Origin of the sequence: Yersinia vastinensis, from assembly GCF_044905075.1 — a bacterium.
Lineage (GTDB): Bacteria > Pseudomonadota > Gammaproteobacteria > Enterobacterales > Enterobacteriaceae > Yersinia > Yersinia vastinensis.
The window spans coordinates 4,739,310-4,752,954 of sequence record NZ_CP173260.1; the positions used below are offsets into that span (position 1 = coordinate 4,739,310).

The window sequence follows — 13,645 nt, forward strand, 5'->3', positions numbered from 1 at the left end:
GTTTTGCTAGGTATTTCTACCTATCTCCGGCGTACTCGACGTGCCTGTAGGGCTAGGAATGACGAGGTATCAGTGATGCATAGTGATGAATAAGTAAGGCCAGTGAGCTAACATCTAGCTTGGCAAAAATGTTAGCGCGATGCGCTTCCACGGTTCGCGGTGAAAGTGACAATATATGTGCAATTTGCTTGCTGGTTTCACCCTGAATAATCAGTGCGGCAACTTCTCGTTCACGAGCAGAGAGTTGACCGAGCAATTGTTGATAGCTGGCCTGCTGTTGCTGAGTCGTCAGTGCCTGCTCGTGTTGTTCCAGCGCCATGCTGATGGTTTCGATGAGCACATCGGCATCAATGGGTTTGGTTAAAAACTCCAGCGCTCCCCCTTTAAAAGCCCGGCGGCATAATTCAACATTGCCGTGCCCTGTCATAATGATGACCGGGAGTGAGCTATCACTAGATTGAATAGCTTCTAATATCGTCATTCCGCTTTTACCCGGCATACGAATATCCAACAACACACAACTGGGCTGGGTCACAACCAAAGTATCGAGGAAGGCCTGGCCGTCACTAAAGGCGTTAATTTCCCAACCCATGGTCGTGAGTAGCGCGGTCAAGGCCGCTCGTACGCCTTCATCGTCATCAATCAGATAAATGTGCTTGGTCATGCGCGCTCCCAGTAATCAGAGGAAAAGTCAGGCTAAAACAGGCTCCGCCATGTTCGCTGTTCCCAGCTTTTATGTCACCTCCCATTCGCTGTACTAATGTTTCACATAGCGTCAGCCCTAATCCTAAGCCGCTTTCTCGAGTGGTATAGAAGGGGGTAAACAAGTGATCGAGTTGCTGTTGAGTGAGCCCTGGTCCGTTATCTTCAATCTGAATAACCCATTGCTTGGTGTGCCGGCTAACGGTGAAATAAACCGTTGGCGTGGGGGTCTTTTGTATCGCATGAATCGCGTTGCTGAGTAAGTTATGTAGAACCTGTTCCAACCACAGAGGGTCACTCTGGAGTGCAGGTAAATGAGCTGGAATGGTGTTTAAAATGGTGACGTTAGCTGCGGTGATTTCATGGCTCAACAACACGTTAACGCGTTGCCAGATATCGGCCACTATCACTGGCTGCAAGTTTATCTGCCCACGGCTGAGTAAAGTGCGCAGGCGATCCAGCAAAGCAGCAATCCGTTTGATTTGTGCCACTGAAGCCACCAGCAATGGTGCCACTTTCTCATCTTGTGGTGGCAATAATCTTAGTGCGGTTTGGTTATAAGTCAGCGTAGCGGTCAGTGGCTGGTTTAATTCATGGGCGATCCCGGTCGCAATTTCCCCCATGGCATTCAGTCTGGCTTGGTCGGCAAATTTGGCGCGTTGCTCGGCATGTGCACGATATTGTGCCAATTGCTGCCAGCGTTGCCAGCCATAGAGTGCGGCGGCAGTTATTAGCGAAAATAGCAGGGCGGTGAACCAAGGTAAATCACGCCAAGCCGGGGTTGCATGGGCGACTAAAGTGAAAGATTGCGCTCCATCCCCCAAAGGTTTTTGCCACTGCCAGAAGCTCTCGGCTGATGAATGGCCCAAAACAGCCAGTTGATGCTGCTGATAGAGCAACACTAAACTGTCAAAATGCGCGGGTAAGCCCACCACTTGCAGTAATTTTTGGCCATTAACTTGTAAACCGCTGCCACTGTATGAGTTAGATAGTCGGTAATCCCCCCCCTGAATGTGCAAGCTAAGTTGACCTGCTTTTGAGCTGTCTGCGGGGATTTGGTTTATCGCTACCAACTGTGGAAAATGACGCTGCAATTGCGTTAGCTGGCTTGGTTCTAACGCCAAAAATAAAATAGCCTGTTGCTGGGCCAGTTGTTGGCTCAGTTCACGGTGAGTGGTGCGGAACTCTGCTTCACGTTCGGCTTGTTGTGTGTTTAGCCCGTACCAACTCAGCCAGGAAGTGGATATTAGGGTCAGAATAAGCCAAAGCGTGATTTTAATGGCCATCAGTCAGGGGTATCCACAAAAGAGAAGGTGGCTATTGATAACATGTGTCGTGACAGGGAGAAAACCCCCAAGGCCGCAAAGCCGTGAGGGTTTTTTTGATGACAGATTATTTCACACGAACGCGATCAATATAGGTAGCAAAGGCAGAAAGCTGGCTGGTGAGGAAATCCAGTGTGCCTTGGTCAATCAGTTCTTTGGATTGCTCATCGACTTTGCTTTGAATGACGCCACCCATAAATTCAGGTTTATTCATCACCATCGCATCAAGGAAGACCAAAATCTGGCGTAAGTGATATTGGCAGCGTGCGCCACCCACAGGCCCCATTGAGCTAGTCTGAATCGCCACTGGTTTGCCCGCCAAGGGTTGGTTAGGTAAACGAGATAGCCAGTCGATGGCATTTTTCAGCCCACCCGGAACGGAATAGTTATATTCCGGAGTCACGATAATGACCCCATCGGCCTGACGAATCTGGTCAGCAATAGCCTGAATGGCGGCTGGGAATCCATCTTCCTGTTGCACGTCAGCATCATAAAGTGGGATGTCGCGGATAGAAGGCAGGGCTTCAATCGTCACTCCCGCGGGTGCTAATTTGGGCAGTGCACGTGCCACCATGGCGTTGTAGGAACCACTCCGTAAACTACCCAGCAAGGTAACAATTTTAAGGGGTTGCTGTGACATGACATACTCCCATTGAGTTAAAAACACACATGATCTTCTTCAAGAGTAGGCCAGAATTGCACGATAAAACAATGACTATCTACGGTGTTATCTCTTTAAATTTCACTTAAATCAGTGCTAGTTGCGGGTTTATTACACTGAAATTGTGATCACAGGAGAGGAACGAAAAAATCGTTTCTTTGTGTTATCAAGTCTGTGCGAGAAATGCCGTTAATAGATCTGGAGCTATCCAGCTCTCTTACATTGAGCGACTCGATAATGCTAAAAACCACTCAAGCCCGATTCACCCTACTCGTTAGTGCGTTTTTCATTTTCTTGCTGATAATCACCGTGGTGGTTATTCAGTTTTTTGTGACACCACAACTCAAACAGTCTGAAAGCACCATTATTGGCAACAGCGTCGACCAAATCGCGACGGCTATAACGGCGCAAATGAATAAAGTAGAAGCACAAGCCCGTAGTATTACGCAGGCTGTTGCCATAATGGACAGTAATACCATCGACCAATTATTACCGGGGTTAGTGGATCAATATGGCGACAGTAATGTCTTTGGTGGTGGGATTTGGCCATTACCGAATAAACGTGAGCAAGGGGTGATTAAATTCAGCACCTTCTTTGCCCGCAATGGGGATAATAAATTAACCGTTAACACCCATTGGAACTCGGCAGAGTCACAAAATTACTTTGAACAACCTTGGTATAAAGATGGCCTCAATGCTCCCAAAGGTTTCTGTGCCTGGGCTAAGGCTTATCAAGATGATGCCAGCCCGCAACCGAGGACAAACTGCGCGATGGCGATTTATAAAGGTGACGAGGTATATGGTGTTTCAACCATCGACGTCACTTTAGGTTTCTTTAACCGCTTGGTTAAAGAGATGGAACAGAAAGTGAATGGCACCATTCTGATTGTTGAAGCTGATGGCAAAATTGTGGGTAGCAGTGCTTTGGCCGACGGCAAAGCTGAGTTAAAGAACTTGTCAGATTTTGCCAGCAGTTCGCCGATGGCAGCAGAAACACAGCGGCTACTGGCGCAGATGAAAGATCAGAAATCACTGGAAAGTGAATTTGATGTCGATGGAACATCACACACACTGTTCATCCGCCCTATCGCCAATAGTCCGTGGTATCTGGTCACTGATTTGCCTACCAGCTTATTGGTTAAACAGAGCCACAGCATTCTGATGCATTTGGGGTTAGTGCAGATCCCCATTATGTTGTTATTGCTGCTCTTCTTGGTATTTTCTATCCGTGTCTTTATGAAACGTCTGGCGGTTTTGAAAGAAAATATCACCGCACTGTCAGCCGGTGGGGCTGATTTAACCCAGCGCTTGCCACAAAGTACAAGTCCGGAGTTCAATGCCATTAACCAGAGCTTCAATGATTTTATCGACTATTTGCAGCAAATGATGCGGAAAGTGGGTGAAAGCAGTTTGGCGATAGCTTCTGCTTCTCGCCAAATCGCCAGTGGTAATCTGGACTTATCCGCCCGTACTGAAGATCAAGCCAGCTCCATTGAACAGACTGCTGCATCAATGGATGAACTCACCAGTACAGTGAAACAAAATGCGGATAATGCTAGCCACGCCAACCAATTAGCGATGGATGCCTCAACGGTTGCGGTAAAAGGCAGCACGGTAGTGAAACAAGTCGTGGACACTATGGGGTCTATCAATCATTCATCGAAAAAAATAGTCGATATCATCAGTGTGATTGATAGCATCGCTTTCCAAACCAATATTCTGGCGCTGAATGCGGCAGTAGAGGCTGCCAGAGCGGGTGAGCAGGGGCGTGGCTTCGCTGTCGTGGCCTCCGAAGTGCGTAATTTGGCTCAACGCTCCGCGACTTCTGCGCGCGAAATTAAAAAGCTGATTGAAGACTCGGTCGCGGATATTGCTATTGGTACGGGGTTAGTGGCTGACGCAGGAACAACCATGGATGACCTGATGAGCGGTGTCTCCAATGTGGCGGCATTGATGAATGAAATTATGGCATCCAGTCAGGAGCAAAGCTTGGGGATCGAACAGGTTAACTTGGCAATTAATCAGTTAGATAACTCGACACAGCAAAATGCGGCGCTGGTGGAGCAAGTAGCGGCTGCGGCTCAAGCTATGCAGGATCAAACATTGCAGTTGGAAACGGTGATCAGCGGCTTTAAGGTTTAATTCACTCCTCACGGAGATGCAAAAAAATCGAAACCCCTTTTGATAAACAAAAGGGGTTTTTTGATCACTCACGACGAATTTTACGAGCAAATAAATTCCCCAGCGACTGGATGAGTTGCACGGTGATAATTAATACAATGGCCGTGGTTACCGTCACGAAAGTATCAAAACGCTGATAACCGTAAGTAATCGCCAAATCGCCAATCCCGCCACCACCGACAGTACCGGCCATCGCTGTTGCACCAATCAGGCCAATGGTTGCGGTGGTCAATGCCAATATTAACGATGAAAGAGCTTCAGGTAACAAAAAATACCAAATGGCTTGTAATGGCGTCGCCCCCATCGATTTTGCGGCTTCCAGAATACCGGGGTTAACATCCAGCAGTGAATTTTCGACCAGCCGAGCAATATAAGGTGCGATAAAAATAATCAGTGGCACAATCGCCCCCGGAGTGCCTATGGTGGTATTCACAATCAGGCGGGTCAGCGGAATGATCGCCACCATCAAAATAATAAAGGGCAGTGAGCGGATAATATTGATAATAGGGTTAAGAATATTATAAAAAACACGATTCTTAATAAGCCCGCCAGGCCGGGTCACCACCAGTAAAATACCTAAAGGAATACCAATAAGAGAACCGATCACCAAAGAAATACTGACCATCACCAAGGTATCGTGCAGTGCCTGGATAAATTGCTCCAGAGTAATTGCCGTTTCGATCATCAATTTATTTCCTGTATATCAATTCCTGTTTCTGCCAGATAAGTGATGGCGCTTTCAATCGTGTGGTTATCTCCGGTTAATAGCAGCACCATATGACCCAGCGTGGTGTCCTGTATCTCTGACATGTTGGCAAACAGGATGTTGACGTCGATGTCATATTGTTTGATTAACTGGTTAATGACCGGTTGTGTGGCGATAGTTCCCATAAACGCTAATCTGAATTGGCGACCGGCATGACTGCTGTCTAATTGTTTTTTTACACTCTCAGGCAAACTGTCTTTTATTACGGTACGTACAAAGTTAATGGTTGTAGGATGAGTAGGATGACCGAAGACGGTTAATACTGAGCCTTGTTCAATGATCTGGCCGTTCTCCATGACTGCCACCTTATTACATATCTTTTGGATGACTGACATTTCATGGGTAATCAGCAGCACGGTAATATTATATTGCTGATTTATTTTCTTCAGTAAGAGTAAAATCTGAGCGGTAGTTTGCGGATCCAGTGATGACGTTGCTTCATCACATAATAGAATTGAAGGGTTCGTTGCCAGTGCGCGAGCTATGCCGACCCGCTGCTTTTGACCGCCCGATAGCTCACTTGGGAAACTATGACTTTTATCACCCAACCCAACAAAATCCAGTAATTCAGCAACTCGCTCCTGAATAAATTTTTTATTTTTTCCTAATAAGATAAGCGGCATAGCGACATTTTTAAAAACGGTCTTTGATTCCAGTAAATTAAAATTTTGGAATATCATCCCAATGTTTTTTTTCAGGAGTCTAAGCTGTTCATGGTTAAATTCATGCAAATTCTTACCATCAATCACGACATTTCCTGACGTAGGACTTTCCAGTGAATTGACCATCCGCAGTAAGGTACTTTTTCCCGCTCCGCTATAGCCGATAATGCCAAATATATCGCCATCGTCGATAGTTAAACTGACATCATCAAGCGCCTGAAGTTTTATCCCTTTGCGTTCAAATGTTTTAGAAATATGCTGAAGCTCAATCATCAAGTTATTCCATTAGTTCAGATAAGCAGGCAGCATATAACCGGCATACTTTTCATTTTCCAGAATGTATTTTTTGAATTCAGGTGAGTGATATCCAGCAATAATATCCTTGGCAAATTTAGCATCTTTATTTTTCCCGGCAACCGTTACCACATTAACAAACTGAGGAGTCGGTTTTTCAAGTTGCAGGGCCGAGGTAAGTTTTATACCATTAGAGACTGCAAAGTTTCCTTGAATAGCACCAAAGTCAACATCAGGCAATGCTCTAACTTGCTGGGCATTATCCATTTCTTTAATCACTAAATGATATGGATTCTCTGCAATATCCTTTTGAGAGAAAGTCGCGGGATCAATCTTTTCTTTTAATTTTATCCAACCAATAGATTGTAGTAAAAGTGCTGCACGGTACTCATTTGAGGGTTGATTTGGCACTGATATCCACGCTCCCTCTTTCGGCTTATCATGCTTTTGATGTTTATCAGAATATAGTCCCATCGGCGGGGTTGGTACTTGAACAATACCCGTATTATCAATACGTAGGCGATCATTAATGGCTTGTAGATAAATGGGGTGCTGCATGATGTTGCCATCAATCTCGCCAGTGCTGACCGCATTATTTACCTGAATGCCATCATTAAAATCTTTATATTCAATAAGGTAACCTTTCTTTGTTAAATAGGGTGCTACGCCTTTCTCGAATTGCTCTTTATAAGGGCCAGGATTAAACCCTAGCTTAATGGTTTTCTTCTCTTCGCTATGAGCATTCAGTGAAGTTAAAATAATTAAACTGAATAGTGGTATCGCCAATGAATGCATTTTCATCATAATTTCCCAGTGAAATAAATATTAATTCAGATTCTAAAAGAGAATATATTGATAAGGTTGCAGGCTATTGGGTTGTCCGTAAACGAAGAATATAGACTTAGCTTATCTATTCTCGATATATAGAAATTATCAAGATATAGAATAGGGCGTTATCAGAATAAGATTATGGGGAGAAGTAGAATTGTAATAAAAAACCCGCTACACATGGTGTGGCGGGTTTTTGAGTGATTAGCCCTGAATCAGATTAGGGATTTTTACCACGGGATTAACGTCAGCATCATAATCCACGCCATCAACAGCAAAACCGAACAGATTTAAGAACTCGGTCTTATAGCCAGTGAAATCAGTCAACTGATAGATGTTGTCGTTAGTGACTTGATCCCACAACTGTTGTACCTGTTCCTGAACTTCAGGAGCCAGTTCTTTGTAGTCAGCGCGCAGGCGGCCTTCTTGGTCCATATGTGGTGTGCTGCCACACAGGCTATCTTTGTACAGTGAATAAACTTGCTCGATACAACCCTCGTGCGTTCCTTTCTCTTTCATCACTTTGAATAACAGTGATAGATACAGCGGCATCATTGGGATAGCAGAGCTGGCCTGAGTTACAACCGCTTTCAGCACGGAAACACGGGCATCACCGCCGCCGTGGGCAGACAAGCTATCGCGAATAGCCAGAACTTTTTGGTCTAAGTCTTTCTTGGCCGCGCCAATAGAGCCATTCCAATAGATATCATGGGTGATTTTTTCGCCCAGATAAGTGAACGCAGTTGTTTGCGCGCCTTGTGCCAGTACGCCAGCTTCCAGCAGGGCATCAATCCACATCTGCCAGTCTTCACCGCCCATGACAGCTACGGTATTGTCGATCTCTGCTTGGGTCGCTGGTTGCAGAACCGCTTCTTTAATCACTTCTTTATCGGTATCAAGGCCACGGAATTTCACTTCATGACCGATGGGTTTCAGTGTGGAGTTAAACACTTCACCGGTTTTTGGGTGAGTACGACGTGGTGAAGCCAAGCTGTAGATAACTTGATCAACCTGACCTAAATCTTGCTTGATAGCATCAATAGTCAGGCGCTTAATCTCATCAGAGAAAGCATCACCATTGATGCTTTTCGCATACAGACCTTTTTGTTCAGCGAATTTGTGGAACGCTGCGCTGTTATACCAGCCAGAGGTACCCGGTTTGCCTTCTTCACCCGGACGTTCAAAGAAAACGCCCAGTGTATCGGCACCACAACCAAATGCTGCTGTAATGCGGGCGGCTAGCCCGTATCCAGTTGACGCACCAATCACTAATACTCGTTTTGGGCCATTAGCGATTGCGCCTTCTGCAGTGACGTAGTCAATTTGCTTTTTGACGTTAGCTTCGCAGCCCGCCGGATGAGCAGTCACACAGATAAAGCCGCGTACACGTGGTTTTATAATCATGGATACCTCAATTTATAGATAGAGTTAAGTGTTCGAGCGCCTATACCCTTTATCCTTGAAGTTGCAGGGGCTATGCTGCCTGTAACTTCAAGTTCTTTGGGTATAATTGTTTAGACTCAGAGAGCAAGACTATCAAAATTAGCGATAATCTGTGTTGGCTCTATGGCGTCACACTCATTTTCCGATACAAAAACTGGAGAAAATGCGCCCCAGTAAGTCATCCGAGCTAAATTCGCCCGTAATTTCACTCAAAGACTGTTGTGCCAAACGTAATTCTTCTGCCAGCAACTCACCTGCGTGAGCACTTACTAACTGTTCATGGCCTTGAACCAGATGCTGTGCGGCGGTTTCCAGTGCTTGCAAATGACGACGGCGAGCCAGGAACCCCCCCTCAGTATTACTGGTAAAGCCCATGCTTTGTTTTAGATGGTCACGTAGCAGGTCAATACCTTCACCCGTTCGTGCGGATAAGCGGATTAGTGAGTGACCATTCACTTCGGTTAAACCCAAGGTTTCACCGGTAATATCGGCTTTATTGCGCACCACTGTTATGGGTAATGTTGCAGGCAACCGCGCCATAAACTCCGGCCAGATAGCCGCGGGTTCAGTCGCATCAGTGGTCGTGCCATCAACCATAAACAGCACGCGATCCGCTTGTTCAATCTCATGCCAAGCCCGTTCGATACCAATGCGTTCAACTTCATCATTGGCTTCGCGCAAACCGGCGGTATCAATGATATGCAGTGGCATACCATCGATGTGAATGTGTTCTCGCAGCACATCACGGGTTGTTCCGGCGATGTCAGTCACGATGGCAGCTTCACGGCCAGCTAATGCATTGAGTAAACTGGATTTACCGGCATTAGGGCGACCAGCAATCACCACTTTCATCCCTTCACGCAACAGGCTACCTTGACGGGCCTCTGTGCGCACTTGCTCCAAATCCGCCATTACGCCGTTTAACTGGCCTTCAATTTTCCCGTCTGAAAGGAAATCAATTTCCTCATCAGGGAAGTCAATGGCTGCTTCGACGTAGATGCGCAAGTGAGTGAGTGCTTCCACCAATTGGTGGATACGGACAGAAAATGCACCCTGTAATGAATTCACTGCCGAGCGCGCCGCTTGCTCTGAGCTGGCATCAATCAGGTCAGCTATAGCTTCTGCTTGCGCCAAATCCAGTTTGTCATTTAAAAATGCGCGCTCAGAGAATTCACCAGGACGGGCAATCCGCAGCCCTGGAAGGGCCAGAATACGTTTTAATAGCAAATCCAGTATAACTGGGCCGCCATGGCCTTGCAGTTCCAGCACGTCTTCGCCCGTGAAGGAATTCGGGCCGGGAAAGTAGAGAGCAATACCTTGGTCCAATGTGCTGCCATCAACATCTTTAAAAGGCAGATAGTCGGCATAGCGCGGCTTGGGTAATTTACCCAACACGGTCTGTGCAACGGTGGCGGCAGCACGACCAGAAACACGTAAAATGCCAACGCCACCACGGCCGGGGGGGGTTGCTTGTGCCACGATAGTGTCAGTGGTGCTCATGGTTATTTCTCTCTTCTAAAAGAATAAGGCGGTCATATTGACCGCCCTATCATACCCTTGGCTCTTGAAGTTACAGCGTTCAATCTGCTTTCGGCAGATTGGTCACCCGAATCACTGACCTGCACCAGCTCATCGGGAGTCATTTGTTTGCTGCCTAACCGTCACTCCAATTACTTTGGGCATTTATCATATTAAGACGATTTTTTCTTGTCGCGGCTGTGTAAACCACGTTTTTCCAGACCACGATAAATCAACTGCTGTTGCAGGATGGTCACCAAGTTACTGACGATATAATACAGTACCAGACCTGCTGGGAACCACAGGAAGAATACAGTGAAGATGACCGGCATAAAGGTCATGATCTTCTGCTGCATTGGGTCAGTCACGGTCGTTGGTGACATCTTCTGAATGAAGTACATGGTGATACCCATCAGAATCGGCAGAATGTAGTACGGGTCTTGTGCTGACAGGTCATGAATCCACAAGATGAACGGCGCATGGCGCAATTCAACAGAGCTCATCAACATGTAATACAACGCCAGGAAGATAGGCATCTGAATGATCAGCGGTAAGCAGCCACCCAGTGGGTTAACCTTCTCAGCTTTGTACAGCGCCATCATTTCCTGACTCATACGCTGCTTATCGTCACCGATACGCTCACGCATGGCAGCCAATTTAGGCTGTAGCAAACGCATTTTTGCCATCGAGGTGTATTGCGCCTTTGTCAGCGGGTACATGATACCGCGCACGATAAAGGTGATAACAATGATGGAGAAGCCCCAGTTACCGACAAAGCTGTGAATGAATTTCAGCAGTTTGAATAGTGGCTGAGAAATAAACCATAACCAACCATAATCAACAGTCAGGTCCAGATGTGGCGCGATAGCCGCCATTTTGTCCTGAATTTCTGGACCAACCCATAAGGTTGCACTCAGTTGCTTCTGCTCGCCGGGTTGAATGACAACAGGCGCACCTTTGAAGCCGATCGCTGCGAGGCCGTTACCCAAATCAGCGGAGTAGAACGTGTTGGTTTCGTTAGCTGTTGGGATCCATGCAGTTGCAAAATACTGCTGCAACATCGCTACCCAGCCACCTTTGGTGGTGATGTCCAAGTTTTTGTCTTCGATATCACTAAAGCTGTATTTTTTATATTTAGTTTCATCAGAAGAGTAAGCCGCACCACGATAAGTATGCAGCGCAAAGTTATTGCTGCCAGTATCACGGTGTTTAGGCAAGTTGATGCTTTGCTTTAATTGGCCAAACAGCGTCAGTTCCAGCGGGGCTTCTGAGGCGTTTTTAACGTGGTAGTCCACACCAATGGCGTAGTCATTACGTTTCAGCACGAAAGTCTTGGTGAAAACAGAGCCATCTTTACCGGTGAAGGTCAGTGGAATGCGCAGTTCATCTTGACCATCAGCCAATACAAAGCTGGTTTGAGGCACCTCGAACAGCGGGCGCTCACCGTTAGCTGGGTTGTCTGGACCACTTTTGCCCGTCAAGCCACTTTGTGCCTGATAAATGAACGCAGGGGTGGTTTCCAGTAATTCGAAAGTTTTGTCTGAACCCAGAGCATCCGGGTAAGCCAGCAGGTTAGCCTGCTCGATGTCACCGCCACGGGTATTAATGGTCAGAGACAGCACATCAGTTTTTACAGTAATCAGTTGACCCTGACCACTGCCTGGCACAGCCTGGCTTGCTTTATCACCGGTAGCAGTATTCGCAGTCTGTTGCGTGGTCTGAGCAGCTGGTTGTGGGTTGTTATCCACTTGCCAGGCTTGCCAGATCATGAAAGACACGAACAGCAGAGCGATGAGTAGAAGATTGCGTTGCGAATCCATCGTTAGTGTTCTCTGTTATCGTCGGGTTTCGGCGGCACGGGATCATCGCCACCTGGGTTCAAAGGGTGGCATTTTAATACGCGTTTCAGTGTTAACCAACTGCCTTTTATCATCCCAAACCGGCTCAATGCCTCAATTCCGTAATGAGAGCACGTCGGATGGAAACGACAACGCGGCCCCAGCAGCGGACTAATCACGAGCTGATAGCCCCTGATTAGCCCGATCAGGATGCGGGAGCCTGGCGACAGTGGCGACGCCATAATTTTTCCAAAGCTTCCGTCAACGCACGGTTATCGAGGTCAGCCACACCTTTTTTCACCAAAACGACAAAATCCATTGATGGCAAAGTATGCTGATGCAAACGGAAACTTTCTCGCGCTAGGCGCTTTATCCGATTACGTTCATGAGCACGTTTGACATGTTTTTTGGCGACGGTGAGACCAATGCGGGGATGCCCCAGCTCGTTCAGGCGGCCGAGGATGGTGATTTGCGGCGTGCCAGCCCGTTGTGGCTGCTGGAAGACGAAAGTAAAATGACTGGGAGTTAACAAACGTAACTCCCTAGGAAATGCTAGCTTAACCACTTAGATGGTTAGCTTTTATTACTTAGAAACAGTCAGACGAGAACGGCTTTTCGCACGACGGCGAGCCAGAACTTGACGACCATTTTTGGTGGCCATACGAGCACGGAAACCGTGGCTACGGTTGCGCTTCAATACGGACGGTTGGAAAGTGCGTTTCATAGCGATTTCTACCTAAACTTAAAATAATTACTGATTCAGTAAACGCGTTTGGCTGCTCGGAGTGAAGACACCGACGCCTCAATCGCAACATATAAAGAAGCGGGATTGTAATAATTGTACAGTCCTGAGTCAATTGACATTGCGTCCGCCCGCACAGAAGTTTTCTGTATCGGGAGTTTACCAAGAGCCTGTCCGTGTTCACCGCTGGTTTCTTTTTGGCCAAAGCCATCAAGAGATCAGGCATCACACGTAGGGCTGAGGATTATACGGACTCCCGGATAAATCGCAAGGATCGCCGCGTGATCCTTAAAATATTAATGAGGATCAGTTGCCAGAAAAGAGGAAAGTGATTTCAGTATATTCTGAAATATTTTGGGATCGCTGATGATGAGGGGCACGAAAAGCTGTGCGCTAGGTTACACTCCGAACAGAAGTTGTGCCCTGTGGATAAAAAGGATCTAATCTGTGAGGAAGGGGAGGATCTATTGCGCCTTTTGCGCTATGATCCGCCATTCCGATCGCATCCACTACTCTGGGATCACTACTCCGGGATCTTGGGAGGGTGTGAGTCGTAAAACAACCGAAAAACGGTTCGCATGTCACTTTGGCTTGCTACAGGCCATATTGGCGTGTGTCAAAAACGATGAGTTACAAAAAATCCTGATTTCTTTCTTTTATTGATCTTGTTCGAGTGGAGTCCGCC

General features: G+C 46.8%; 13 protein-coding genes. 1 reads left to right on the forward strand and 12 read right to left on the reverse strand.

The annotated features are described in order from the left end of the window. Nucleotides 1–52 precede the first annotated feature (52 nt). The 3 genes from ACIOG0_RS21920 to ACIOG0_RS21930 all read right to left on the reverse strand — a co-directional run bounded on the left by ACIOG0_RS21920 (nt 53) and on the right by ACIOG0_RS21930 (nt 2,667). On the reverse strand, nt 53–664 hold the full coding sequence (locus ACIOG0_RS21920; RefSeq protein WP_050295597.1) for a response regulator transcription factor: 612 nt from the start codon (nt 662–664) through the stop codon (nt 53–55). Further along, the gene (locus tag ACIOG0_RS21925) at nt 639–1,988 is read right to left on the reverse strand and encodes a sensor histidine kinase (RefSeq protein WP_050099336.1); all 1,350 of its coding nucleotides are present in this window, start codon (nt 1,986–1,988) and stop codon (nt 639–641) included. Before ACIOG0_RS21925 ends, ACIOG0_RS21920 begins: the two co-directional genes overlap by 26 nt. Nucleotides 1,989–2,094: 106 nt before the next feature. Further along, complete coding sequence (locus ACIOG0_RS21930; RefSeq protein WP_050099338.1) at nt 2,095–2,667, reverse strand: NADPH-dependent FMN reductase; 573 nt, start codon at nt 2,665–2,667, stop codon at nt 2,095–2,097. Between the two features lie 258 nt (nt 2,668–2,925). On the opposite strand from ACIOG0_RS21930, the gene ACIOG0_RS21935 reads away from it, so the two are divergent. Next, the gene (locus tag ACIOG0_RS21935) at nt 2,926–4,830 is read left to right on the forward strand and encodes a methyl-accepting chemotaxis protein (RefSeq protein WP_164908396.1); all 1,905 of its coding nucleotides are present in this window, start codon (nt 2,926–2,928) and stop codon (nt 4,828–4,830) included. Nucleotides 4,831–4,894: 64 nt separating this feature from the next. On the opposite strand, the gene ACIOG0_RS21940 is transcribed toward ACIOG0_RS21935, so the two are convergent. The 9 genes from ACIOG0_RS21940 to rpmH form a co-directional block, all read right to left on the reverse strand. Next, nucleotides 4,895–5,554 (reverse strand): methionine ABC transporter permease, encoded by a 660-nt coding sequence (locus ACIOG0_RS21940; protein WP_050099341.1) that lies wholly within the window; start codon nt 5,552–5,554, stop codon nt 4,895–4,897. Next, a complete protein-coding gene (locus tag ACIOG0_RS21945) occupies nt 5,554–6,570 on the reverse strand; it encodes a methionine ABC transporter ATP-binding protein (RefSeq protein WP_050295600.1) in 1,017 nt (338 codons plus the stop codon). Before ACIOG0_RS21945 ends, ACIOG0_RS21940 begins: the two co-directional genes overlap by 1 nt. Nucleotides 6,571–6,582: 12 nt before the next feature. After that, nucleotides 6,583–7,392 carry a MetQ/NlpA family ABC transporter substrate-binding protein gene (locus ACIOG0_RS21950; protein ID WP_050295603.1) on the reverse strand — a complete coding sequence of 270 codons (810 nt, stop codon included), beginning with the start codon at nt 7,390–7,392 and terminating at the stop codon, nt 6,583–6,585. Between the two features lie 231 nt (nt 7,393–7,623). Next, nucleotides 7,624–8,823, reverse strand: a complete 1,200-nt coding sequence (gene fabV / locus ACIOG0_RS21955; protein ID WP_050099347.1) for an enoyl-ACP reductase FabV — start codon at nt 8,821–8,823, stop codon at nt 7,624–7,626. Nucleotides 8,824–8,997: 174 nt separating this feature from the next. Then, nucleotides 8,998–10,362: a tRNA uridine-5-carboxymethylaminomethyl(34) synthesis GTPase MnmE gene (gene mnmE / locus ACIOG0_RS21960; protein WP_050295608.1), complete on the reverse strand. Its 1,365-nt coding sequence runs from the start codon at nt 10,360–10,362 to the stop codon at nt 8,998–9,000. A gap of 191 nt (nt 10,363–10,553) precedes the next feature. Continuing rightward, entirely contained in the window at nt 10,554–12,200 is a 1,647-nt protein-coding gene (gene yidC / locus ACIOG0_RS21965) for a membrane protein insertase YidC (RefSeq protein ID WP_050099350.1), read from the reverse strand. A gap of 2 nt (nt 12,201–12,202) precedes the next feature. Then, nucleotides 12,203–12,460, reverse strand: coding sequence for a membrane protein insertion efficiency factor YidD (yidD, locus tag ACIOG0_RS21970; RefSeq protein WP_005161103.1), 258 nt, complete (start codon nt 12,458–12,460; stop codon nt 12,203–12,205). After that, entirely contained in the window at nt 12,424–12,783 is a 360-nt protein-coding gene (gene rnpA, locus ACIOG0_RS21975) for a ribonuclease P protein component (protein WP_005161101.1), read from the reverse strand. Before rnpA ends, yidD begins: the two co-directional genes overlap by 37 nt. Nucleotides 12,784–12,801: 18 nt before the next feature. Then, the gene (rpmH, locus tag ACIOG0_RS21980) at nt 12,802–12,942 is read right to left on the reverse strand and encodes a 50S ribosomal protein L34 (protein WP_002220736.1); all 141 of its coding nucleotides are present in this window, start codon (nt 12,940–12,942) and stop codon (nt 12,802–12,804) included. Nucleotides 12,943–13,645: the final 703 nt, after the last annotated feature.